Source organism: Pseudomonas sp. B37(2017), assembly GCF_002112885.1.
In the GTDB taxonomy this organism is placed as follows: Bacteria; Pseudomonadota; Gammaproteobacteria; order Pseudomonadales; family Pseudomonadaceae; genus Aquipseudomonas; species Aquipseudomonas paraglycinae.
Genome location: NZ_NEIX01000023.1, coordinates 1 through 22,924 on the forward strand (window position 1 = coordinate 1; position 22,924 = coordinate 22,924).

19 protein-coding genes and 2 pseudogenes are annotated in these 22,924 nt (G+C 61.4%); 12 read left to right on the plus strand and 9 right to left on the minus strand.

The window, feature by feature from the left end; genetic code table 11:
- The first annotated feature begins 202 nt into the window (after positions 1-202).
- From CAF90_RS28880 to CAF90_RS28890, 3 genes are read left to right on the plus strand one after another with little or no spacing between them, the layout of a single operon-like run.
- Positions 203-862 (plus strand): paraquat-inducible protein A, encoded by a 660-nt coding sequence (locus CAF90_RS28880; RefSeq protein WP_007951772.1) that lies wholly within the window; start codon positions 203-205, stop codon positions 860-862.
- Complete coding sequence (locus CAF90_RS28885; protein WP_007951771.1) at positions 849-1,472, plus strand: paraquat-inducible protein A; 624 nt, start codon at positions 849-851, stop codon at positions 1,470-1,472. The genes CAF90_RS28880 and CAF90_RS28885 overlap by 14 nt, the downstream gene beginning before the upstream one ends.
- The gene (locus tag CAF90_RS28890) at positions 1,465-3,768 is read left to right on the plus strand and encodes a PqiB family protein (RefSeq protein ID WP_085609274.1); all 2,304 of its coding nucleotides are present in this window, start codon (positions 1,465-1,467) and stop codon (positions 3,766-3,768) included. The genes CAF90_RS28885 and CAF90_RS28890 overlap by 8 nt, the downstream gene beginning before the upstream one ends.
- 69 nt (positions 3,769-3,837) lie before the next feature.
- Here CAF90_RS28890 and mksF read toward each other — a convergent pair whose 3' ends face one another.
- Genes mksF through mksB form a run of 3 tightly spaced genes read right to left on the minus strand, consistent with a single transcriptional unit; the run spans position 3,838 to position 8,646 of the window.
- Positions 3,838-6,678 (minus strand): Mks condensin complex protein MksF, encoded by a 2,841-nt coding sequence (gene mksF, locus CAF90_RS28895; RefSeq protein ID WP_085609275.1) that lies wholly within the window; start codon positions 6,676-6,678, stop codon positions 3,838-3,840.
- Positions 6,675-7,376: an Mks condensin complex protein MksE gene (gene mksE / locus CAF90_RS28900; protein WP_007951764.1), complete on the minus strand. Its 702-nt coding sequence runs from the start codon at positions 7,374-7,376 to the stop codon at positions 6,675-6,677. The genes mksF and mksE overlap by 4 nt, the downstream gene beginning before the upstream one ends.
- Positions 7,366-8,646: an Mks condensin complex protein MksB gene (gene mksB / locus CAF90_RS28905; RefSeq protein ID WP_162803847.1), complete on the minus strand. Its 1,281-nt coding sequence runs from the start codon at positions 8,644-8,646 to the stop codon at positions 7,366-7,368. The genes mksE and mksB overlap by 11 nt, the downstream gene beginning before the upstream one ends.
- 231 nt (positions 8,647-8,877) lie before the next feature.
- On the opposite strand from mksB, the gene CAF90_RS28910 reads away from it, so the two are divergent.
- On the plus strand, positions 8,878-9,624 hold the full coding sequence (locus tag CAF90_RS28910; RefSeq protein WP_007951760.1) for a hypothetical protein: 747 nt from the start codon (positions 8,878-8,880) through the stop codon (positions 9,622-9,624).
- On the plus strand, positions 9,617-10,069 hold the full coding sequence (rimI, locus tag CAF90_RS28915) for a ribosomal protein S18-alanine N-acetyltransferase (RefSeq protein ID WP_007951758.1): 453 nt from the start codon (positions 9,617-9,619) through the stop codon (positions 10,067-10,069). Before CAF90_RS28910 ends, rimI begins: the two co-directional genes overlap by 8 nt.
- 15 nt (positions 10,070-10,084) lie before the next feature.
- On the opposite strand, the gene CAF90_RS28920 is transcribed toward rimI, so the two are convergent.
- Entirely contained in the window at positions 10,085-10,489 is a 405-nt protein-coding gene (locus CAF90_RS28920) for a serine kinase/phosphatase (protein ID WP_085609276.1), read from the minus strand.
- A 141-nt stretch (positions 10,490-10,630) separates the two neighbouring features.
- On the opposite strand from CAF90_RS28920, the gene can reads away from it, so the two are divergent.
- Complete coding sequence (can, locus tag CAF90_RS28925; RefSeq protein WP_007951756.1) at positions 10,631-11,275, plus strand: carbonate dehydratase; 645 nt, start codon at positions 10,631-10,633, stop codon at positions 11,273-11,275.
- 8 nt (positions 11,276-11,283) lie between these two features.
- Here the strand turns inward: can and CAF90_RS28930 are convergent, their stop codons facing one another.
- The 5 genes from CAF90_RS28930 to CAF90_RS28950 all read right to left on the minus strand — a co-directional run bounded on the left by CAF90_RS28930 (position 11,284) and on the right by CAF90_RS28950 (position 18,276).
- Complete coding sequence (locus CAF90_RS28930; protein WP_085609277.1) at positions 11,284-11,811, minus strand: lysine methyltransferase; 528 nt, start codon at positions 11,809-11,811, stop codon at positions 11,284-11,286.
- Positions 11,812-11,991: 180 nt separating this feature from the next.
- Positions 11,992-13,164 (minus strand): hypothetical protein, encoded by a 1,173-nt coding sequence (locus CAF90_RS28935; RefSeq protein WP_085609278.1) that lies wholly within the window; start codon positions 13,162-13,164, stop codon positions 11,992-11,994.
- A gap of 61 nt (positions 13,165-13,225) precedes the next feature.
- Positions 13,226-14,938 (minus strand): J domain-containing protein, encoded by a 1,713-nt coding sequence (locus CAF90_RS28940; RefSeq protein ID WP_085609279.1) that lies wholly within the window; start codon positions 14,936-14,938, stop codon positions 13,226-13,228.
- 11 nt (positions 14,939-14,949) lie between these two features.
- Positions 14,950-16,647, minus strand: a complete 1,698-nt coding sequence (locus CAF90_RS28945) for a molecular chaperone HscC (RefSeq protein ID WP_085609280.1) — start codon at positions 16,645-16,647, stop codon at positions 14,950-14,952.
- 210 nt (positions 16,648-16,857) lie between these two features.
- Positions 16,858-18,276, minus strand: coding sequence for a short-chain fatty acid transporter (locus CAF90_RS28950; RefSeq protein ID WP_085609281.1), 1,419 nt, complete (start codon positions 18,274-18,276; stop codon positions 16,858-16,860).
- Positions 18,277-18,475: 199 nt separating this feature from the next.
- On the opposite strand from CAF90_RS28950, the gene CAF90_RS28955 reads away from it, so the two are divergent.
- The 6 genes and pseudogenes from CAF90_RS28955 (at position 18,476) to CAF90_RS28975 (ending at position 22,792) form a co-directional block, all read left to right on the plus strand.
- A complete protein-coding gene (locus CAF90_RS28955; protein ID WP_085609282.1) occupies positions 18,476-19,789 on the plus strand; it encodes an MFS transporter in 1,314 nt (437 codons plus the stop codon).
- A 207-nt stretch (positions 19,790-19,996) separates the two neighbouring features.
- Positions 19,997-20,635: pseudogene (locus CAF90_RS30005) on the plus strand (PAS domain-containing protein); the annotation flags it as partial.
- Between the two features lie 156 nt (positions 20,636-20,791).
- Positions 20,792-21,223 (plus strand): annotated as a pseudogene (locus CAF90_RS30010) (methyl-accepting chemotaxis protein); the annotation flags it as partial.
- Positions 21,224-21,310: 87 nt separating this feature from the next.
- Entirely contained in the window at positions 21,311-21,910 is a 600-nt protein-coding gene (locus CAF90_RS28965; RefSeq protein WP_085609284.1) for a flavin reductase family protein, read from the plus strand.
- 92 nt (positions 21,911-22,002) lie between these two features.
- Positions 22,003-22,563, plus strand: coding sequence for a DUF2975 domain-containing protein (locus CAF90_RS28970; protein ID WP_085609285.1), 561 nt, complete (start codon positions 22,003-22,005; stop codon positions 22,561-22,563).
- Between the two features lie 7 nt (positions 22,564-22,570).
- Positions 22,571-22,792: a helix-turn-helix transcriptional regulator gene (locus tag CAF90_RS28975; RefSeq protein ID WP_085609286.1), complete on the plus strand. Its 222-nt coding sequence runs from the start codon at positions 22,571-22,573 to the stop codon at positions 22,790-22,792.
- Positions 22,793-22,924: the final 132 nt, after the last annotated feature.

Consider the following 22,924-nt stretch of genomic DNA (forward strand, 5'->3'; position numbering starts at 1 on the left):
ATCGCCGATGGTAGTGTGGGGTTTCCCCATGTGAGAGTAGGTCATCGTCAAGATTAAATTCCGAAACCCCAATTGCGAAAGCAGTTGGGGTTTTGTTTTGCCCGCAGGAAAGTTTTTGCTCGCGTCAGCGAACAAATTTGCACAGTTATTTTCGAATCAGAACACTAGAATAGATCCCAACTTTTTCGGAGTCAGAGCCCTTATGTCAGATTCGGTTGACGCCCCAGGGCTGTCAGATTTACCGCTGGATGACTTGGTGGCCTGCCATGAGTGCGATCTGCTGATGCGCAAGCCCAAGCTTGCTCACGGCGAAAAAGCCCTCTGCCCACGCTGCGGTTACGAACTGTACGCTCACCGCCATAACGTGGTGCAGCGCAGCCTCGCCCTGGTCATTGCCGCGCTGTTGCTCTACGTGCCGGCGAACTTTTTACCCATCATGCAGCTCAATGTTCTCGGGCAATCGTCGCAGGACACGGTCTGGAGCGGTGTGATCGGTCTGTTCAACACCGACATGCGTGGTGTTTCGGTCGTCGTATTCCTTTGCAGCATGGCGATTCCACTGCTGAAACTGCTGTGTCAGTTGATCGTATTGCTGACTATCCGTTTCAACATCGGACGCAGTTATGGCCTGCTGCTCTACCGCATTTATCACCACCTCAAAGACTGGGGCATGCTCGAGGTCTACCTCATGGGCGTCCTGGTCGCGATCGTCAAACTGGCGGACATGGCGGCTATCACCGTGGGCCTCGGTCTGGCGTGTTTCATCGGCTTGTTACTGGTTCAGGTCTGGCTCGAAGTGGTGATGTCGCCGCACCAGATCTGGCAGGCGTTATCAGGAGAAGATGCCCATGCGGGCGATTGATGCAGGCATTCTGATCTGTACCGAATGCCACGAACTGAACAGGCAGGATACCGACAGCGATGTGCAGACTTGCACCCGATGCGGCGCGCTGGTCCACGCCCGGCGCCCCAATAGCCTCGCGCGAACCTGGGCGCTGCTGATCACGGCCGCGATTATCTACATCCCGGCCAACGTACTGCCGATCATGACCGTCAGCTCTCTGGGCCAGGGTGACCCGAGCACGATCATGTCCGGCGTCATTCAGTTGGTGCAGCACGGCATGATTCCAATCGCCGCCGTGGTGTTCATCGCCAGCATCCTGGTGCCGACCTTCAAACTGGTGGGCATCGCGCTGTTGCTGTTTTCTGTACAGCGCCGCCAGCCGTTGTCCGCCCGTCAGCGGATCTGGATGTATCGTTTCATCGAGTTCATCGGCCGCTGGTCGATGCTCGATATTTTCGTGATCGCCATTCTGGTGGCGGTCGTCAACTTCGGCCGGCTTGCCAGTGTCGAAGCCAATCTTGGCGCCATCGCCTTCGCCAGTGTGGTGATTCTGACGATGCTCGCTGCTGTCACTTTCGATCCCCGACTGATTTGGGATAACACGGAGTCGGACGCCGACCATGACTGATTTGCCTGTAGCGAAAACCCGACCGGCTTCGAACTGGTCTGCCATCTGGGTGCTGCCCCTGATCGCCCTGATTATCGGCGGCTGGCTCGGCTGGCGTGCCTACAACGAAACCGGCATCGAGATTCAGGTGCGGTTTGAAAGCGGTGAAGGCATTCAGGCCAACAAGACCGAAGTGGTCTACAAAGGCATGCCGGTCGGCAAGGTGAAAGCTCTCAAGCTCGATGATGAAGGCAACTCCAAAGGTGTCATCGCGACCATCGAGATGAACAAGGATGTCGATCAGTACCTGAAGACCAGCACCCGTTTCTGGCTGGTCAAGCCGAGCGTGACCCTGGCCGGGATCACCGGCCTGGAAACCCTGGTATCGGGTAACTACGTGGCCATCAGTCCCGGTGAAGGCGAGCCGACCCGCAAGTTCAAGGCCTTGGCCGAAGAGCCGCCGCTATCGGATTCGAAGCCCGGTCTGCACTTGACGATCAAGGCCGATCGCCTCGGTTCGCTGAATCGCGGCAGCCCGGTGTTCTACAAGCAGATCAAAGTCGGGCAGATCAAAAGTTACGTGCTGTCGGAAGACCAGAGCACGGTCGAGCTCAAGGTGTTCATCGAACCGACCTACGCCAAACTGGTGCGCAAACACACACGATTCTGGAACGCCAGCGGCATCAGCATCGACGCCAACCTGTCCGGCGTGAAAGTGCGCAGCGAATCCCTGGCCAGTATCGTCGCTGGCGGTATCGCCTTCGCCACGCCGGAGAACCGCAAAGACAGCCCGCCCACCGATCCAAGCCTGCCGTTCCGTCTCTACGAAGACTTCGATGCGGCCGCCGCCGGCATCCGGGTGAAGGTCAAACTCAGCGATTTCGAAGGCCTGCAAGCCGGGCGTACCCCGGTGATGTACAAAGGCATTCAGGTCGGTAACCTGAAAGCGCTGAAGATCGATCCGGACCTGTCCAGCGCCACCGCCGAACTGACCCTTGATCCGCTGGCCGAAGACTATCTCGTCACCGGCACGCAATTCTGGGTGGTCAAACCTTCGATCTCCCTGGCCGGCATCACCGGTCTGGAAGCGTTGGTAAAAGGTAACTACATCGCCGTGCGCCCGGGCGACAAGGGCGGTGCGCCACAGCGTGAATTCGAAGCCCGACCCAAAGCGCCGCCGCTCGATCTGCGTGCACCCGGCCTGCACCTGGTGCTGTTCACCGATACCTTAGGCTCGATCGACGTCGGCAGTCCGATCCTCTACAAGCAGGTCAAGGTCGGTTCGGTGCAGAGCTATCAGTTCTCCAAGACACGCAAGCAACTGGTGATCGGCGTCCACATCGAGAAGGAATACGAAAACCTGGTCAACGCCTCGACCCGGTTCTGGAACGTCAGTGGCGTCACGCTGACCGGCGGTTTGACCGGCGGCATTCAGGTCAAGAGTGAATCGTTGCAGACCCTGATGGCCGGTGGCATCGCCTTCGAAACGCCGCAGGCCAAGGCGCCGCTGCAAAAGCGCATTCCGCGTTTCCGTCTGTTCGCCAACCATGATGAAGCGAATCAGAAAGGCGCCGTCGTCACCATCAAGGTCGATCGCGCGGACGGTCTGCGCAGCGGCACCCCGGTTCGCTTCAAGGGCCTGGATGTCGGCAAGATTGAAAGTGTGGACCTGACCGATGATCTGCAATCGGTAATCCTCACCGCGCGCATCACTGAAGTGCCGGAGAAGATTGCTCGAGTCGGCAGTCAGTTCTGGGTGGTCAAACCGGAGTTGGGTCTGATCAAGACCTCGAACCTGGAGACCCTGGTCACCGGGCAGTACATCGAAGTGCAACCGGCGGCCAAGAACCTCGGCCCGCAGAAGAACTTCGTGGCCCTGGCCAATGCGCCAGAGGTGACCAAGCAAGAGGCTGGCTTGAGTCTGGTACTGAGCGCTGCCCGTCGTGGCTCGCTGAAACCGGGCGTGCCGGTCACCTACCGTGAGATCACCGTAGGCAAAGTCACCGGTTACGAACTGGGCCAGACCGCGGATCGCGTCCTGGTGCACATCCTGATCGAACCGAAGTACGCGCCACTGGTGCGCAGCGGCAGCCGTTTCTGGAACACCAGCGGCGTCGGTTTCGATATCGGCCTGTTCAAAGGCGTGACCGTACGCACAGAGTCGCTTGAGACAGTGATTCAGGGCGGTATCGCCTTCGCCACACCGGACGGCGAGAAGATGGGCAATCCGGCTCGCGCCGAACAAACCTTCCCGCTGTTCGACAAGTTCGAAGACGAGTGGCTGAACTGGGCACCGAAAATCCCTCTCGGCAAATAATCCAGAGCCCATGAAAAAGGGCCGCGATCCAATGGATCGCGGCCCTTTTTTGTGCCCGTCAGTTACGCATCAAACCGCATCCAGCTCCGGCTCGTCCGCTTCGACATTGACGGTGGCTTTCACCACGTCGTGGCGACGGATGTACTTCCAGTCCGCCTCGTCGATGTAGATGCCGGCCGGGCCGCTGCCGCCTTCCAGGTCGATGGCGACACTGGCGCAGACCTGCGGCTTCACACTCGCCAGGATCGGCACGAAGCCCAGTTGCAGGCTGGTTTCCAGCAGAGCGGCCTGGTTCTTCTCGTCGATGTCCGCTGCCTCGTCGAGGTAGTACGGCAGACGTACGCGACCGGCCAGGTCGCGGTCCATCAAGTGCAGCAACAAGTACATGTTGGTCAGCGCCTTGATGGTCATCGTGGTGCCGTTGGACGCCGCGCCATCGATGTCGGTGTGGATTACCGGCTGGCCATTGACCTTGGTGATCTCGAACGCCAGTTCGAACAAGTCCTTGAGGCCGAGCTGGTTGTGGTTCGCCGCCACCAGCCGCGCCAGGTATTCCTTGGCCTCTTCGTTCTTGTTGTCCTGTTCCGCACTTTGGCTCAGATCGAACACCGACAGGGTTTCGCCTTCTTCGTACTGACCGGCGCTGTGGATGATCTGATCGATGTGCTTGAGCGCTTCCTTGTTCGGCGCAAGGACGATGCGGAAGCTCTGCAGGTTGGACACCTGACGCTTGTTGATCTCGCGGTTGAACAGCGCCAGTTGGTGCTCGAGGCTGTCGTAGTCGCTGCGGATGTTGCGCAGGGTCCGCGCGATATCGGTCACGGCTGCGCGACGGGCCTTGCCCAGGGTCAGGGCTTCGTCGGTGCGGTGCGCGTAAGCGTTGATCAGCAACGACAGACGGCGCTCCATGTCGTCTTCACTGTCGAACTTGGCCACGCCTTTCAGGCGCACCTGCGCGTACAGCGCTTCGATTTGACCATCGGCGCGCAGCAGGCCTTGCCAGCTGTCTTGATAGTCGTTGAGCAGCGGCAGCAGGTTGTCCATCGAATCGTCGACCGGATCCATGAATGGCGTACCGAACGGCAGATCCGCCGGCAGCAGCTGACGGCGACGCAGGGCATCGTCGAGGGTGCGTTGCTTGGCTTCCATGTCGGCGATCTGCCGGCCGACCAGTTGCAGCTTGGCCGACAGTTGCTGGACACGCTCGGTGAACGCATCGCTGGAACGCTTGAGTTCGTCCTGCGCGGCTTCCATCTGCGCCAGTTGCTCGAGCTTGTCGCCTTCTTCGGCGCTCAGGGTCTGGGTGCGACGGAAGTCTTCCAGCGCCTTCTGCGCATCCAGCACCTGCTGGTACAGCGCTTCGGTCTGGGTCTTGCTCGCGGCGCGGTCGGCGGCCACGGCTTGTTGGGTCTTGAGTTGCTTGAGCTCTTTTTCCAAACGCTCTTTCTGATCGCGCAACGCGGCACGGTCGGCCAAGGCCTGCAGAGCCGGCGGCTCGATGTGCGAGATGTCGATCGACAGGCCAGGCACTTCGAAACGCTCGCCCTTGAAGCCGTCGAGGATCAGCTCGACCGATTTCACCCATTCGCCATCGTCGTCGAGGGTGATGCCGTGTTCACCCAGTGGCAGGCTGAACAGCGCACTGTTGAACAGGCGCATCAGGCGCTCGACATCCTGCTGCGAGAACTCTTCGCGCAGACGGGCGTAGCTGTTGTTGTCGGCGTGATCGAGTTGCTGCTTCACCGACTTCAGGCGTTTTTCCAGATCGCGAAGACGTTCTTCGAGATCCTCGGCGCTGAATTGACGGGACTGCGCCAATGCGCCGGCCAGTTCGTCGTGAGCGTCCTTGGCTGCCAGCAATTGCTGCTCCAGAACCTTGACGTCATCGACCAGCGCGAAGCGGTTCTTCAGAACGGACAACTCGCCGAGCCAGCGCTGGATGCCGGAGATTTCCCGCTCCAGACGCATCAATTCCTGAGTGCCACCGCGCTGATCGTTTTGCAGATCGTCCTGCTCGCGACGGTAGTGTTCGGCCTGAATCGTCAGCTCCTCCTTGCGCGCCGTGGCGTAGTCCGACCAGGTGCCGAGCAACGAGTCGAGCAACGGCGACAGGCGATGCAGTTTGCCGCGCAGCACATCGCGCTGTTTCACACCGTTGGCCAAGGCTTCGACCAACGGGCCGGCAGCCACCAGCGAGTTGTAGTCCTGTTCCATACGACGCACGTCGCGGAAGGCTTCTTCGCACGCGGCGATGTAATCGACGCTGCCGGAACGCAGGCTGTGTTCGAACGCATCGAGGAACAATTGCTTGAGCTTGGCTGCGGTGATTTCGCGCATGTGCAGCAGGTTGATGAACAGTGCACGGAAAGTCTTCAGGCTCTGCTCGCTGGTGGAGCGCAGCGGGATCAGGGTCAGATCCAGCGGGATCGACGTGTGACCGCCAACCAGCAAGCGACGCAGCTCATCGGGCTTGAGTTCGTAGGCTTTCAGGCCTTCTTTCTCAAGGTTGCTGAACAGCTCTTTCTGCCGCAGGCAGGTGTCGTTCTTCTGGTAGTGCGCCAGGTCGAGCTTGCCGGCATAGGCAAAGAACTGGTGACCGAAACCGCCACCCGGGCCGCGACCGACCACGCCGATCACGTGCGGGCCGTGGGGCAGGTTCACTTCGACGAGGATGTAGCTGGTGTCGGAGGCAAAGTAGAAACGCCGGGATTGCTCCAGGCTGTACTTGCCGAAACTCATGTCTGACATGCGCGCCAGGATCGGGAACTGCAAGGCGTTGATCGAGGCGGATTTACCGAGGTTGTTCGCGCCGTAGACCGACAGCGGTTCTTCCAGCGGGAACAGGCCGAGGCTGTAACCGGCGGTGTTCAAAAGGGCAAAGCGGCGGATGCCGTAGCGTTCCTGGCTCATGCGTCGGACTCCTGTTCTTCGGCAATGGCGCGCGCCAGTGCGTCTTCTTCGCTCTCTTCTTCAAACTCGGAAAGATCGAGCGGGTCGTCGGTGGCGAGGAATTTCGCCTCGGCGGCTTCGTCGATCAGCACCGGCGCCGGCAGCGGCAGAACGCTGTGCACGCTGGCCGCCAGGTCGCGGTCCTGTTGAACCGACAGGCAGACGTCGAGGAAACGGTGCATCGGCGGCAGGAAGCGGTACACGCCGTTTTCCTCGCTGGCGAAGCCGAGCTGAGTCATGCGGCGCATGATTTTTTCTTCGAGCTCTTCAACGGTCTGCACTTCGGCCTGGATGAACAGGTCGCGGTATTTTTCCAGCAGCGACGGCAGTTCTTCGCGGCCGAGGCTGCCGCCATCGAGCACGGCGATCGGATCGCGGCCCTGATCGGCCAGATGCTCGACGAGGATGAAGGTGAACAGCGCCAGACGCTGGGCAGTCTTGTTCACCGCCGCAGCGGCCATGTCGGGCACGAAATAATAGAAACCACGGGTGTCGCAGACCAGTTCGAAGCCCAGCGCCTTGAACAGCGTGCGGTACTGGTCCTGGAAGTTCGACAGTTGCGCGTACAGCTCCGGGTCGCGGCGGCTGACGTGGTAGCCCTTGAACAGCTCGCGGAAGATCGGCGCCAGCTGAGACAGTTCGGATAGATCAAGATGCATTGGGGATGCTCGCAGAATCCTCGGCGGCGGTGTCGCCGGCCGAGAGCAGGGCGAAGGAGCGCAGGCTGACCTGATGCTCGTGAGTGTGGTATTCGCGGCGTTCCAGACGCTCGCGCTTGAAGCGTTTTTCCCGCGACAGGCGCGAGAACCAGTAAAGCAATTCGTCGGTCGCGCCGTCCGGCTCCTGCTCCAGCAACCAGGTCATCAGATCCGGCATCGGCAGGGATTCTTCGCAACGGTCGACCATCTCGCGCACGGTGCGCGGTGCACGCGGGGCATCGCCGGTCTTCTGCGACTTGTGCGCCTTGGGGAAACGCGCCGGTTTCGGCTCGAAACGGGCCAGGGCGTAGACGTAGGCTTCAACCTGACTGGCGCTGCCGAGGAAGGTACTTTGCGGCCGGGTGAACAGCGGCATCGCCGCTTGTGGCACGGCGTCGATGCCTTTGCGGCGGATCGCGGCCAGCGCCAGCGCAGCACCACGGGTCACGGCGTTGTGCCGGCGTGCTTCTTCGCGCAGCGGCAGCAGCAGCTCGCGGGCGTGACGCAGGGTCAGCTGGGCGCTGGTCTGCATTTCGAGGATGCGCGCGTGGGTGCGCAGCAGCATGTCGTCATCGACCAGATGGCCGAGGCGCTGCTGTTCGCTGAGCATCTTCAGCAGCACGGTTTCGACCTTGCGCACGCCTTGCTCGAAAGCGCCATCGGCGTTCACCAGATCGATCATCGGCTCGACGTATTCGTCCCAGGTCGCCAGCACTTCGGCATAACGCTGACGCAGCGGAATCTGCCGGTCGCTGGTCTTGGCCCGTTCGGCCACGGCCACCAGCGCCTGTTCGTCGTTGTCGAGTTTCTTCAGAACGTCGCGCACGCGCATGTCGAGCAAACGCAGCTGACGCGCCAGATCATTGCCGTCACGGACGTCGAACGCATCCTGGATGTAACCGGCCAGACGCTCGAGGTGACGCAGATAGGCTTCGATCTCCAGGCACAGGCCCAGACGGTGCTCGCGGCGCAGGTAGGCGAGGAAGTCGTGGATCTGCGCATTGAGCTCGAAACGGTTCGGGCTCTTGGCCACGGGAACCAGAATGTCGAGGCGGATCCACACGTCGAGCAGGCTGGTGATGTCCTGCGGCGTGCTGTCCAGTTGCTGGGCGGCCAGTTGCGTGCGCAGTTCGTTGAGGCTCAGTGTGCCTTGGTCGAAGTGCTCGCACAGTGGCTCCAGAAGTGCCCAGTGTTCAGCGAGGGCGCGCAAGACGCGCTTGGGTTCGATCATCGGAATGGCCGGCTGGTTGGCGATTAAAAGCCGCGATTGTACTGCATCACGAAGGATGCGATTCACTCTCGGGACGGGCTGTCGCTTTTCTTTGCGTCAAGGTATCGGTCAAGACTATCGATCAACAGCGCGCGATCTTGAGCGAAGGGCGGTAGAATCAGCGCACTTCAGTTATCCACAAGTGGCCGACCCTTGCTAATCGAGTCCCGCCGCCGCGCCTATTTGAACGCCATGCAGGTGGTCAACTGGCTGCCGCGCACCGAATTGCCCTTTGCCGCGCCGTCGCGGCCCGAGCTGCTGGACATGCCCGAGCCCGAGATTGCCGCACCGGTGATCCCGGCTACCCCGGCCGAAGCGCCGGAGCAGCCGGCCGCGCGTCCGGTCGAACGGCCGAAGATCGAGGTTCCGCGACCTTCGCTGGCCAGCACCCGCACGGGCGCCAAACCGGTCGAAGAAGTCGACGAAACCCCTGTGGTGGCCAAGCCGGCGCCGGTGCCGCCACCGCGTTTTGCCCTGCAATTGCTGCGCGCCGGCCGTTGCCTGCTGCTGGTGGAGTTACCCACAGGCGAAGCCTTCCAGTCCCGCGATCCTGCTTATCTGTTGCTCAAGGACATGCTGCGTGCCGCCGGCCTCCCGGACGCGCCGCAGATTGTCGGTGAGCCGGTGCGCTGGCCATGGCTGAACCGCGGCACGATGGATCAGGGCCCGGAAGCGGCCCGGGATTTCGTCCAGGGTTTCCTGTCGGTGCAGATGGAGGCGGCGCCGTGCGCCTGCCTGTGGCTGATCGGCCTGCCGGCGGTGCGCTTTGCCGGTGAGGCGGATGCCGAGGCGTTCAACCGTGAATTGCAAATCGAGGGTCTTGGCCTGGCGTGGGCCGTGCCGGGGCTGGAATTGTTGATGGAAGAGCCACAGCGCAAGGCCGCCGTGTGGCAAGCCATGCGTCGGCTGATGGCGCGCTGGAAAGAATCGAATGAGTGACGCTGTATCGTTTCGCCCGATGACCGAGGCGGATCTGGACGCTGTGCTGAAGATTGAATTCGCCGCGTACAGCCATCCGTGGACCCGCGGGATTTTTCTCGACGGCCTGGGCAAGTACCAGATCTGGCTGATGTTCGAAGGTGAGCAGCAAGTGGGCCACGGGGTGGTGCAGATCATTCTCGATGAGGCGCACCTGCTCAACATCACGGTCAAGCCGGAAAACCAGGGCCGCGGGTTGGGGCTGACCCTGCTCGAATACCTGATGTCCCGCGCCTACGCCGCCGATGCCCGGGAATGTTTCCTGGAAGTGCGCGACAGCAACACCTCGGCTTTTCGCCTGTACGAGCGCTATGGCTTCAACGAGATCGGCCGGCGCCGGGATTACTACCCGGCGGTCGGCGGGCGTGAAGATGCCGTGGTCATGGCCTGCACGCTCGTCGACTGATCGCGGCAGGTGTCCTCAGCGCTTGCGATCCTGCGGATCGCGGCGCGCCAGTTCCGCTTCATCCAGCCCGTTGCCGCCGCCGATATCGTCCTCGTCGACCACGCTCAGATCCCAGTCGGCCTGATTGCCTTCTCCGAGTTCGTGGGCATCCCGGGCACCGTCCTCACGGATCAGGGTTTCCGGGCTCAGGTCATCGTCGGTGGGCTCGTGATCGGCGGTCGAGGCTCCGGTGAAACCGGCTTCGCGCACGCGGTCACGGGGCATCAACTGTTCGCGCTCGCGCTCGGGCAGTTCATCGCCGATCTTCGCACTGGGCTGTTCGTCGTCGAAATCCAGCTCATGCACCGAACCCATGCGGTCTTCGTTATCATCGATGGGCTCCGGTTGCACCGCATCGTACGGACGTCGTGAATCAGTCATGGCAATTCCTCATACTGTGGGCCTTACTGGATGGACTCACCGGGCACACGAGAAATTCAAAGCAAATCACCCACGATCCCAGCGTGACCCCGACGGGCGGTCGACAGTCATACCAGCGCATCTTTCTTGAGGCCTTACAGCATGCACGACTTACAAGACCTGATTGATAACAACGAGCGTTGGGCTGACGCGATCACCAAGGAAGACCCGGATTTCTTCGCCAAGCTGGCCCGCCAGCAGACGCCTGAATATCTGTGGATCGGCTGCTCCGACGCACGGGTGCCGGCCAACGAGATCGTCGGCATGCTGCCGGGCGATCTGTTCGTTCACCGCAACGTTGCCAACGTGGTGCTGCACACTGACCTCAACTGCCTGTCGGTGATCCAGTACGCGGTGGACGTGCTCAAGGTCAAACATATTCTGGTGACCGGGCACTACGGCTGCGGCGGTGTGCGGGCGTCGATGCAGGATCGTCAGTTCGGCCTGATTGATGGCTGGCTGCGTTCGATCCGCGACCTGTACTACGAAAAACGCGAAGAACTGGCCAAGCTGCCGACCGAGGAAGAGCAGGTCGACCGTCTGTGCGAACTCAACGTGATCCAGCAAGTGGCCAACGTCGCCCACACCAGCATCATCCAGAACGCCTGGCATCGCGGGCAAAGCCTGTCGATCCACGGCTGCATCTACGGCATCAAGGATGGTCGCTGGAAGAGCCTGAACACCACGATCAGCGGTTTCGAGCAGTTGCCGCCGCAGTACCGCTTGCGTCCGGTCGGCGCGCCCTGATCGGTCGTTCAGCGTAAACCTTGCCGTCGCCGCCAGCTCAATAGATAGCGCTGGCCTTCGAGATTGGGTGATTCATCGTAACCGGTGATCCACCCTCGGCAGCGCGAGGATCCGCAACCGCAGGCGAACTGCCGCAGCAGTTTGTCTTCGGTGGCGGTGTAATCGATAGTCAGCCTTTCACCCTCCAGAATATCGCGCAGGGCCCACACCCATAACTCGCTCATGTCGAGAAAGGTGTTCGGGTCGCAGCAATGCTCGAACGCACCGCAAAAACGCGGATCGTAGAGGTGGATACCTGCCAGCAGTTGCCGGGTCTGCCGGCATCGATAGGGCAACAACTGGCCTGAAATCCGGCACATTCGGGTGATACGCAGGAATGCCCGGCACGCTACGACAGCGGTGGCTACGCCCTCGGAATCGTGAACAATCTCGAAGTCCTGCTTTGACGGAAATCCCAGGCGGACGGGGAGTCCGGCAAAAGGATAAATGCCCTCGGTATCGCGTGCCGGTTTACCCGGTAGTGCGTAAGTGTTCATAACGGTCCCTGTTGGCTCGTTGTCGCAATTTCCATCGACTGACGTCCTGCCAGTTCTGCAACACGATCATTGGATCCAAGATCCCGCAAATCACACTAACGGTCTACTGTCAGATCTGACAGGCGAAATAGACGTTTTCCCGGGTCAGCCAAGGCTGACACGGGAAGAATGTCCGATTGATCAGAGGTGGGCAGCGGGCGCAGCCATGTCCGGCAATGGGCTTTTCAGCTGTTGCAGCTGGGATTTGACCGGTGTCGTCGAGCAGGTCTTGTCCGCCTGTGCCACGGTCTCGTTGCGGATCGTGGTGTAGAACAGCTCGCAGGTCTTGGCTTTCTGCGTCACTTGCCAGGTCTGGGTGCAGCTGTTGAGCAGTGTCTTCGGATCGGTGCCCGGTTTGCTGCCCATTCCGGCCTGCCAGCAGGCGGCGCTCAAGTCTTGCCCCATCACCTTCAGACCCGCCGCATCGGCCTTCGCCTGGGCATCGTCGCCGGTGTAGTTGCTCGGGTCGGCGGCGTACCAGATGTAGCTCGGGTGGTTGGAACCCAGCACCGGCACGTTTACGCCCGCGCTCGGGCTGATGGTCGCCAGGCCCAGTACATTCACGGTCGCACCGTATTGCTGTTTGATCCAGTTTCGCACCGGCGCACCAAAGGCAACCATCGGCAGCACGGCGCCGCTGGCGTTCTGGCTGACCTGCTTGACCATGGTGGTCTGGTAATCCTTGAAGTAGTCGTACACGCCTTCCAGATCCTTGCCGGCGCTGGCGGGCGCGGCAATCGGGGCGATGTCGATGATGGTCTGGTAGGCCGGCGTCTGGTCGGCGGGGATGCCATTGTCGGTCAGCAGCGCGGCCCAGCGGTCGGTGGTGTTCGAGCGCAGGTAATCCTGGGCCTGGGTCAGCGAGTAATCCGGCGGGAAGTGCAGCAGCTCGACACTTTTGCGGTTTTCCAGGGCCATGCCCAGTGGCAGGAACAGGTACCAGCTATAGGCCCATTTGCCGTCGGCATTGAGGTTGCTGGCGCCGTTGTAGGCCAGGTCGCCGGCGTCCAGCAGCGCGGTCAGCGGCTTGTCGTAGCCCGTCGGTACGCCGCTGATTTCGGCGTAAAGCTGATCGTTGTCGTTTTTCACCAGCACCTTGGCGTTGGTGTAGCCGTCGCGCTGCACGCTCTGGCTCAGGTAATGGGCGACGGTCTGCTCCAGCGTCCAGTTGCGAAAGCAGATCACGCTGCAATTGTTGGGGTAGGCGAAGAGGCGGGTGACGCGTTCGGTGCTGCCCAGTTTCAGGTCGACATCGGCGTGGGCCGCGGCGCTCAACGTGAGCGCCGCGAGGGTGAGGCCTGCGATTTTCAACATGCTCAGATCCTTTTCAGCGAGGGTAAAACCTTGGTGGAGGGCAATCCGGCCCGCGTCTAGCCTAGCCGGGGAACAGGTGTTTCAGCGAATAACCAAGCTGACTGGCGAGAGTCACGCCGGTCATGACCACCAGAAACAGCAGCTGCAACGGGCTGAAATGCGCCCAGTGCAGTGCGGTCAGCCACGGGTGCTTGTCGCTGAACTCCGGGTCGAGCGTGCCGATGCGCCGCTTGTGCCAGAGCCCGATCAGGATCACCCCGATATAGGTGAAGGCTCCCAGCCCGCCGAGCATGACCGAGAACAGCAGGATCATGACGGCTTGCGGCACGCCATGGCGCAGCACGAGCCAGCGGGTATCAGGGTTCCATCGGCGCGGAATGATCCTTTCAGTCAACCACAGGTCCTGAACGATCAAATGGGCGCTGATCAGAAACCAGTAACTCAAGCCGATCCGGAAAAACCAGACAGGAACGCAGGCGAAGGCCAGGGGAATGACGATGCTCATCGCCGTGATTTTGTGCTCGGCAGGCAGATAGAACAGCCACAGCGCCAACGCAATCGCGGCCCATGAGCGCAACCAGGTTTCGGCGGCGATGTAGCGCGGCAGAAAGCGTCGCCAGTAGAAGACGTCGGCGTACGGCAAGCGGGCGAGCAAATCAGGGAAGCGCCACTTGAGGGTTTCCGACAGCTGCTGGCAAGCCTGCCAGTCAGCCGGAATGAACCGGTCGGTCATGTCTTTCTGTTGCCGCGGCTTCATCGGGCTGATCAGCATCCGCGCGGCAAGCGCGTCGGGCGACCCGTTGCGCTGATCTTCGGCCCGGGCACACAGGTTGTCGTAGAGGCTTTCCTGGTTGCAGCGCTCGATCAGCGCCTGCCAGAGCCAGTCCGGTTGCGGATGAATGCCCTTGGTGTCGTCCCAGCCAAATAATTGGGAGATACGGTCGAACAGCGCCACGCTCCACTCTGTGTCCTGCAGCAGTTGCAGGATGATCTGCTGCCAGTGTTCCCGACGGTCGAACACCTGGAGCCAGGGTTGGGCCGTGTAAGACTTGAGCAGCGCGAGAAATTCGCGCTCGTTTTGCGAGGCGAGTAGCGTTTCCAGCGATTGCCGGTAATCCGTCAGCAGCTCGTTGGCGAGAATGCTGCGCTGGCCGTCGCCGATGACGATCTCCTGCCATGGGCCCAGCCAACCCAGATGCTGCACCGCCCAACGGGCAATCGAAAGGCGCAGCGCGGGATGATCGAAGCACAACGTCAGCAACAGTGTCTGGAACGCTTGCGCACAATCCTGCTGGCACGCTTGCTCCCAGCGCTGCTCCAGATTTGAGTCCGAGAGGCCGTTCAGCAATTGCGATGCGGCTTCAACGGCTGGGTCAGCGGTCGGCTCCACGGGCTGCGGGTTCAGCGGCTGTACCCGCAAGACTGGCGACTCGATCGGTGCTTCGGGCGCGGCCGGGGTCACCGGTTCGAATAGCGCCGCAGGGTAATCCCACGCATCGGTCCCGGTCTTCTGCAGCGGCTGAGCGATGGACTGCTCTTGTACCGCCAGCGCGGCGATCCCCGGAGCCAGCATGACGTCGCCGTGCTCCTCGGCCTCTTCGTTTTCAAGGCGCCACTGGGCAATCGACAATGCGCGCTCGTAGGCCTCGCGCAGGCGCTGAAAGCCTGCGGCATCTTCATCGGGCCGGAAGACTTTCAGCAGACGCGCGTAACTGCGCTTGATATCACGCAGCCCGGCGTCTTCGGGCAGTTGCAGGACAGACCAGCATTCCATGTCGTGCTTCCTTACTGCCAGGGGTTACGGTCGAGTGCGCTCAACTGCTTGCTCAGTTCGGTACGGGTTTCACGGATCTGCCGCTCGTCCTGGGAATCCAGCGCCTGCTGGAATTGCTTGGCCCAGTAGCCGATCTGATCGCGCAGGTCGCCCAGGCTTTCCTGATACAGACGTTCCAGCCGTGCACTGAGCAGGGTGTTCACCTGTTGCTCGCGCGGATGGATCTTCAATTGCGCCAGGGCTTGCAGACGTTGCTGGATTTCCTCGGGCGTCAGCACGCCGGGGTTGTTTTCGATGACCAGCGAATGTTGCTGACCGGTCAGGGGAATGCTGACCTGGGCTTCGAGCAAACCGTTGTTGTCGTAGGTGAAACGCACATCCAGCTCGACTTCCCCGGCCTTGCGCTTGGGCACCTTGATGTCCAGTTGGCCGAGCGCCACGTTGTCTTTGACCAGGCGGCTTTCGCCCTGAAAGATTTTCACGACGACCTGTTCCTGGTTGTCGTGAAGGGTCTGCACGGTTTTCACCCGGCTGACCGGGACCATGCTGTTGCGCTCGATGATCGGCAGGTAGTGGCCGCTTTCATACTGGCGACCGACCTGGGTGGAGGTCTCGATCCCCAGGGTGTAGGAGCAGACATCGGTCAGCACCACTTCTTCCAGCGCGGCCGAACGGGCCTTGAGCGCCGCCTGAATCGCCGCGCCTTGAGCTACGACCTGATCCGGATCGAGGCTGATCGACGGGAAGCGGCCGAACAGCCCGGCAGCCAGTTTGCGCACCAGCGGCATGCGGGTCGTGCCGCCGACCAGCAGGATTTCATCGAGGTCGCTGACGCGGATACGTGCATCGCGCAGGGCCCGTTCGATCGGCGCGCGCAGGCGTTCGAGCAGCGGCATGTACAGCGTCGCCATTTGCGCCTGGGTGATGGTCTGGGTCCATTGCTTCTCGCCGACCTGCAATCTGAATTCGGCGCTGGCGTCCTGGCCCAGTGCACGGCGTACACGCTCGGCTTCGCGGCGCAGCGGCTGGAGGATGGTGGAGCGCTCGGGGAAGTCCGACACGTTGCGATGCTGATCGATAAAGTGCTCAAGCAGCACATTGTCGAAATCCTCGCCGCCGAGGAAGTTGTCACCGGCGCTGGCGCGCACCTCCATGACCCCCTCGAAGAGTTCGAGAATCGACACGTCGAACGTACCGCCGCCCAGGTCGAACACCAGGAACGAAGTTTCCTTGTCCCGTTGGTGCAGGCCGTAGGCGAGTGCGGCGGCGGTGGGTTCGTTGATCAGCTTTTCGACTTTCAGGCCCGCCAGTTCACCGGCGATGCGCGTGGCCTTGCGCTGGGCGTCACTGAAATAGGCCGGAACACTGATCACGGCTTCCGTGACGGTCTGGCCGTAGGTGCGTTCGACGTCTTCTTTCAGGCTCTTGAGCACCAGCGCCGACAGCTCTTCCGGACGGAATTTTTTATCCCCGAGGTAGACCTCCGTCGCACTGCCCATATGGCGTTTGAACAGCGACGCGGTCAGGCGCGGATGAGTGTGCAGGCGTTCGCGGGCAGCTTGCCCGACCAGAATCCGGCCCTGATCGTCCAGACCCACCACGCTGGGCGTCAGAAACTGACCCAGGGCGTTAGGCACCAACTCAGTGGCATCGCCGCGCCATACGGCAACAAGGCTGTTGGTGGTTCCCAGGTCAATCCCGACGATCATTGCAACGAACTCCCTTTGCGCTCAGACAAAAAATGAAACAGTTATTGGCGCGCAAGAATATTACCGAGGCAGTGGCGCGGTAAAGAAAGATGATGGCTCTGAGCCATTATTTAAGACAGGCAACCGCAGGAAGGATCGTTCGGGTCGCTTTTTGTCGAAGGGGGCGAAGGGAAAGACAGGGCGCCGGAGCCGGCACCCTGTCGTCATCGTTTAAGGCATGACGGGTGGCAGATACGAAAGCGTCGTACCCAGCGCCCACAGCAGCAACAGCACCAGCGGCGTGTGTACCAGCAATTGCACGAACGAGAAACCGATCAGATCCCGCGCCTTCAACCCCAGCACGCCCAGCAGCGGCAGCATGTAGAACGGGTTGATCAGGTTCGGCAGGGCTTCGGCGGCGTTGTAGATCTGCACCGCCCAACCGAGGTGGTAGTTGAGGTCATTGGCCACTTGCATCACGTACGGCGCTTCGATGATCCACTTGCCGCCGCCGGACGGAATGAAGAAGCCGAGAATCGCCGAGTACACACCCATCAGCAGCGCATAGGTGTCGTGGGAGGCGATGCTGACGAAGAACGTCGAGATGTGATGGGCCAGGGTCTGGGCATCGGTGCCCTTGACCGTGGTCATCAGCGCGGCGATCGAGCCGTACAGCGGGAACTGGATCAGCACTCCGGTGGTGGTCGGCACGGCGCGCGACACCGCATCGAGGAAACTGCGCGGGCGCCAGTGCAGCAACGCGCCGAGCATGATGAACAGGAAGTTGTAGGTGTTGAGCCCGGAAATCGCGGTGATCGCAGGTTTGGTCGAGAACTCGTGGAACAGCCATCCGGCCGCCAGCAGCACCAGCAGGATGATCAGCAGCGGGCTGTGTTCCAGCCATTCGCCTGGACGGGTGCGCGGTTGCAGCGGTGGCAGGTTGAAGGCCGGGTCGATGCCGCAGGCCTTGGCGTCACGCGCCGAGTTCGGGCCGGGCGCGGTGGCGTAGGCGATGATGATCGAAATCACGATCAGCGCCAGCAGCATCACCCCCGACTGCCAGAGGAAAATCGTCTGGGTGAACGGAATCACCCCGGTGATCGACAGAATCGACGGCGGCAGGCTGGCCGGGTTGGCCTGCAACTGCGCGGCGGACGACGACAGGCCCAGTGCCCACACGGCGCCGAGGCCAAGGTAGGCGGCGGCACCGGCGGCGCGATAGTCCATTTTCAGATCGGTGCGGCGGGCGAGGGCGCGCACCAACAGACCGCCGAACACCAGCGACAGGCCCCAGTTGAGCAAGGACGCGACCATCGAGATCAGCGCGACCCACGCCACGGCAGAACGACCGTTCTTCGGGATTCGCGCCAAGCGGTCGATCAGCTTTACGGCGGGCGGCGAACTGGCCACGACATAACCACCGATCACCACGAACGCCATCTGCATGGTGAACGGGATCAGGCTCCAGAATCCGTCGCCGAACGCCATGGCGGCGTCGGTGGGTTTGGCGCCCATGGCCAGGGTCGCCAGCGCGACGATGATCACCGCCAGCGCGGCGAATACCCAGGAGTCAGGAAACCAGCGCTCGGCGAAACTTGAACAGCGCAAGGCAAAGCGCGCAGAGCGGCTATCTTCGATATCAACGGCCACGGGAGTACCTCGGATTTTTATGTTTATTGTGGTCTTCGGGGCTTGGCCGGCCCGTCTGGACAGGTGCCAACAGTAAATCAACCGGCGGATTTTTGTGACCGTGTTTTGCCGAATCAGACTATGGTCTAACGGGTTGTCCGGCGGCCCGTTTGCGTAGACCATGGGCGCCTTGGTTTTTTGCCTGCCAGAGTTCTTTGCCATGACTGCCCATTCCACTGCCCGACCGGCGCCGTTCAGCCGTTCCGACTACAAGACCCTCGGCCTCGCGGCCCTGGGCGGGGCGCTGGAGATCTACGATTTCATCATTTTCGTGTTCTTCGCCCTGACCCTCAGCCAGCTGTTCTTCCCGCCGGAAATGCCCGAGTGGCTGCGCCTGCTGCAAAGCTTCGGGATCTTCGTCACCGGCTATCTGGCGCGCCCGCTGGGCGGAATTCTGATGGCGCATTTCGCCGACCGGCTGGGGCGCAAGAAGGTTTTCAGCCTGAGCATCCTGATGATGGCGCTGCCGTGTCTGCTGATCGGGATCATGCCGACCTACGCACAGATCGGCTATTTCGCACCGTTGCTGCTGCTGGCGCTGCGCATCCTGCAAGGCGCGGCGGTGGGCGGTGAAGTGCCGAGCGCCTGGGTATTCGTGGCCGAGCACGCGCCGGCCGGGCATCGCGGTTATGCCCTGGGCTTTCTGCAGGCCGGGCTGACCTTCGGTTATCTGATCGGCGCGTTGACCGCGACTTTTCTGGCGCAAGTGTTCACCCCGGCCGAAGTGCTGGATTACGCGTGGCGTTATCCGTTCCTGCTCGGCGGTGTGTTCGGCGTGATCGGTGTCTGGCTGCGCCGCTGGCTGAGCGAAACCCCGGTGTTCATGGCCATGGAAGCGCAGCGTGAGGCGCGGGTCGAACTGCCGCTGCGCACCGTGCTGCGCGATCATCGGCTGGCCATGTTGCCGGCGATGCTTCTGACCTGCGTGCTGACCTCGGCGGTGGTGGTGTTCGTGGTCATCACCCCGACCATGATGCAAAAAACTTTCGGCATGACTGCCGGCCACACCTTCGCGTTGAGCGCGCTGGGCATTGTTTTCCTGAACATCGGCTGCGTGATCGCCGGCCGGCTGGTCGATCGCATCGGTGCCTGGCGTACGGTCATGCTCTATAGCCTGCTGCTGCCGCTGGGGATCGGCCTGCTTTACACCTGCCTGATCAGCGGCGGGAATTGGGTCGGTCTGGCCTACGCCATCGCCGGCTTGTGCTGTGGCGTGGTCGGTGCGGTGCCGTCGGTGATGGTCAGTCTGTTCCCGGCACGGATTCGCGTTTCCGGGATCTCCTTCACCTACAACATTGCCTACGCCGCCTGGGCCAGTGTCACACCGTTGCTGCTGATCGGTCTGATGCCGTGGAGCCCGTGGATCTGCGTGATGTTCTGCACGGTGATGGGCGCGGTAGGCGTCGCCAGCGCGGCGTATTTCGGCTCGCGCATGCCGCGCGCAGAACAGTGTCCGGTGGCCGGCACCGCCTGAATTGTCGAGGCGTAACTATTTTTGTAGGACACGCCTCAAGCGCTCTTCAGAAAAGATTTCCAAGGCCGATGGTTAGGCTGCATACCCGCTCTCCATCCTGTCCATCGGTGCTTTCCCATGTTCAACAAACGCCTGAAGCAAGAGCTGGCGGCTCTTCGTGAAGAACTCTCCAGCCTTCTGCAAGTGAAGGAGAGCCTGGAAAGCGAGATGCTGGTGCTCACCCTTGAGCCCGACGGACGGATTCAGTCGGTCAACCAGAACTTCCTCAGCGAAATGCTCTACAAGAACCACGACCTGATCGGCCGCGCCATCGAAGACATCGTGCCGGCCCATGTGAAGTCCGACGAGTTTCATCACCGCTTCAAGGCCGCTCTGACCCGTGGCGAGCATTTCGCTGGCGCAGTGCGCCTTTCCCGCGGTAACGGCGAAGAGGCGTGGTTGCGTTCGATCGTGCAGCCGATTCGTTCATCGGATGGCCGGATCAAGCATTTCTCGATTTTCTCCAGCGACCTGACCCGCACCATCGAGGCCTCCCGCGAACACGAAAACCTGATCGGCGCGCTGGTGCGTTCGACTGCCGTGATCGAGTTCGACCTCAGCGGCAACGTATTGAGTGCCAACGACCGGTTCCTGCAGGGCATGGGTTACAGCCTGGCGCAGATCAAGGGCAAACATCACCGCCAGTTCTGCGAGCCGGAGGAGTACAACAGCGCCGAGTACCAGAACTTCTGGCGTCGCCTGAATAACGGCGAATTCGTTGCCGGCCGTTTCAAACGGGTCGACAGCCATGGTCGTGTCGTCTGGCTGGAAGCCTCCTATAACCCGGTGCTCGACGCCAACGAAAAACTCTACAAAGTGGTGAAGTTCGCCACGGTGATCACCGATCAGGTCAATCAGGAGCAGGCCGTCGCCGATGCCGCCAATATCGCCTACAGCACGTCCCTGCAAACCGACAGCACCGCCCAGCGTGGCACCCGTGTGGTGACCGAAGCGGTCAATGTGATGCGCGATCTGTCCAAGCACATGCAGACTGCCGGCGAAGGCATCGAGGCGCTGAACGAGCAATCCCAGGTGATCGGCACCATCGTCAAGACCATCAGCGGCATTGCCGAACAGACCAACCTGCTGGCGCTCAACGCCGCCATTGAAGCCGCTCGCGCCGGTGAGCAGGGCCGAGGATTTGCGGTGGTGGCCGACGAAGTACGGCAACTGGCCTCGCGCACCAGCCAGGCGACCGAAGAAATCGTCGGTGTGGTGCGCCAGAACCAGGACATGGCGCGCAACGCCGTGGCCCTGATGACCGACGGCAAGCAACAGGCCGAACAAGGGCTGGCGCTGGCGGCGGAGGCCGGTACGGTGATCGTCGAGATCCAGGACGGCGCGCAGAAAGTGGTGGATGCAGTCGGCCAGTTCGCCAACCAGTTATCCAACTGATGCCTGCCAGGCGAAGGGAGGGTCGACGGCCATCCCTTCGTTGTTTTTATCCCGCTACAATCGGCTCTTTTTCCCGGAGCAGATCCCATGAGCGAGTCCTTCCGTCGCCCGGTTCCCCTGAACAAAGCCTACCGCCTGCTCAATCACGGGCCGACCGTGCTGGTCAGCGCCGCCCATGACGGGCAGCGCAACATCATGGCCGCTGCGTGGGCCATGCCGCTGGATTTCGAACCGCCGAAAGTCGCGGTGGTCCTCGACAAATCCACCTGGACCCGGCAACTGCTCGAGGCGTCGGGCACCTTCGTTCTCAACGTTCCTTGTGTGAATCAGGCCGACATCGTGCAGACCGTGGGTTCGACGTCGGGCCTGGAAATCAATCGCGACCAAGGTCAGGACAAGTTCCAGGCCTACGGCTTGCAGAGCTTCGCTGGTGAGCAGGTCGAGGCACCGATGCTGGACGGTTGCGTGGCCTGGCTCGAGTGCCGGTTGCTGCCGGAACCGCGCAATCACGAACAGTACGATCTGTTCTTGGCCGAGGTGATCGCGGCGCAGGCTGATTCGCGGGTGTTCAGCGATGGGCGCTGGCATTTTGAAGGGCACGATGAGCTGCGCACGCTGCATCACGTGGCCGGTGGCAACTTTCTGAAGATCGGTGATCCGGTGGTCGGTAAAAGCCTGGATGCCTGACAGTTATTAATGTTTTGCAGCAATTAATTATTGTTATTCGATAATTTTAATCGTTAGGGTGGCGCTCACATTCATTCTTGTGAGGCTTTCCCATGACCACCCACGGGCTCGTGCAATTCAGTCGGCGCATGGCGACGGTGACGTTGATCCTGATCGTCGTGATGCTGCTGCTCAATGCTGTCATTTGGGTTTACCCACCGTTGGCGGAAAAGGAAAGCTGGGGGCTGGGGTTTGCGCTGACCGAGCGCCAGCTGTCACAAATGGCCGACACCGCCACGCTGTTTCCGTGGTGGCAGAAGCTGGGCGGGATCTTGCTGTCGAGCATTCCCCTGCTGGCGCTGGCGTCGGGCCTGAACCATTTGCGCCGGCTGTTTCAGAGTTACGCGCGAGGTGAGTATTTCGCCCGGGAAACGGCGGAGCATCTGGGCAAGGTCGGGCGAGCCGTGGCGATCTGGGTGCTTCTGGATTTCCTCTGTGAGCCGATGCTCAGCCTGTGGGTCACCCAGAATGCGCCGGTCGGTGAGCGGCTGTTGACCCTGAGCATCACGGCTGCCTCATTCGTCGCGTTGTTTCTGGCCGCGTGCATTTCGATCATCGCGCGGATTCTGGCGCAGGCCAGTGAAGTCGATCGGGAAAACCGTACGTTTATTTGAGGTCCTCATGCCTATCGTGATTCAACTGGATGTGATGCTCGCGCTGCGCAAGGTCAAATCCAAAGACCTGGCAGCCGCCATCGGCATCACCGAGGCCAACCTGTCGCTGCTCAAACAGGGCAAGGTCAAAGGGCTGCGACTGGCGACCCTGGATGCCATCTGCGAGTACCTCAACTGTCAGCCCGGGGATCTGCTGGTTCGGGTGGCGGAGGAGGAGGGTGACGCCTGAGGGGGTCGGTTGCTGGCGAATTGGATTCATGGATGTCTAGTCCTGAAATAGGTTTACACCTGTTTCACCCTAACGCCCGATGCACCGCATCGGGCGTTTTGTATTTTAAGGACAGGTGCGGGCGCTCCTGGT

What these genes read in the sequence shown, in the direction of transcription:
- CAF90_RS28955 (WP_085609282.1), top strand. Translation starts at nt 18,476, where the DNA reads ATGACTGCCCATTCCACTGCCCGACCGGCGCCGTTCAGCCGTTCCGAC.
- CAF90_RS28890 (WP_085609274.1), top strand. Translation starts at nt 1,465, where the DNA reads ATGACTGATTTGCCTGTAGCGAAAACCCGACCGGCTTCGAACTGGTCT.
- can (WP_007951756.1), top strand. Translation starts at nt 10,631, where the DNA reads ATGCACGACTTACAAGACCTGATTGATAACAACGAGCGTTGGGCTGAC.
- CAF90_RS28975 (WP_085609286.1), top strand. Translation starts at nt 22,571, where the DNA reads ATGCCTATCGTGATTCAACTGGATGTGATGCTCGCGCTGCGCAAGGTC.
- CAF90_RS28935 (WP_085609278.1), bottom strand. Translation starts at nt 13,164, where the DNA reads ATGTTGAAAATCGCAGGCCTCACCCTCGCGGCGCTCACGTTGAGCGCC.
- mksB (WP_162803847.1), bottom strand. Translation starts at nt 8,646, where the DNA reads ATGATCGAACCCAAGCGCGTCTTGCGCGCCCTCGCTGAACACTGGGCA.
- mksE (WP_007951764.1), bottom strand. Translation starts at nt 7,376, where the DNA reads ATGCATCTTGATCTATCCGAACTGTCTCAGCTGGCGCCGATCTTCCGC.
- CAF90_RS28880 (WP_007951772.1), top strand. Translation starts at nt 203, where the DNA reads ATGTCAGATTCGGTTGACGCCCCAGGGCTGTCAGATTTACCGCTGGAT.
- mksF (WP_085609275.1), bottom strand. Translation starts at nt 6,678, where the DNA reads ATGAGCCAGGAACGCTACGGCATCCGCCGCTTTGCCCTTTTGAACACC.
- CAF90_RS28970 (WP_085609285.1), top strand. Translation starts at nt 22,003, where the DNA reads ATGACCACCCACGGGCTCGTGCAATTCAGTCGGCGCATGGCGACGGTG.
- CAF90_RS28920 (WP_085609276.1), bottom strand. Translation starts at nt 10,489, where the DNA reads ATGACTGATTCACGACGTCCGTACGATGCGGTGCAACCGGAGCCCATC.
- CAF90_RS28940 (WP_085609279.1), bottom strand. Translation starts at nt 14,938, where the DNA reads ATGGAATGCTGGTCTGTCCTGCAACTGCCCGAAGACGCCGGGCTGCGT.
- CAF90_RS28945 (WP_085609280.1), bottom strand. Translation starts at nt 16,647, where the DNA reads ATGATCGTCGGGATTGACCTGGGAACCACCAACAGCCTTGTTGCCGTA.
- rimI (WP_007951758.1), top strand. Translation starts at nt 9,617, where the DNA reads ATGAGTGACGCTGTATCGTTTCGCCCGATGACCGAGGCGGATCTGGAC.
- CAF90_RS28885 (WP_007951771.1), top strand. Translation starts at nt 849, where the DNA reads ATGCGGGCGATTGATGCAGGCATTCTGATCTGTACCGAATGCCACGAA.
- CAF90_RS28910 (WP_007951760.1), top strand. Translation starts at nt 8,878, where the DNA reads ATGCAGGTGGTCAACTGGCTGCCGCGCACCGAATTGCCCTTTGCCGCG.
- CAF90_RS28965 (WP_085609284.1), top strand. Translation starts at nt 21,311, where the DNA reads ATGAGCGAGTCCTTCCGTCGCCCGGTTCCCCTGAACAAAGCCTACCGC.
- CAF90_RS28930 (WP_085609277.1), bottom strand. Translation starts at nt 11,811, where the DNA reads ATGAACACTTACGCACTACCGGGTAAACCGGCACGCGATACCGAGGGC.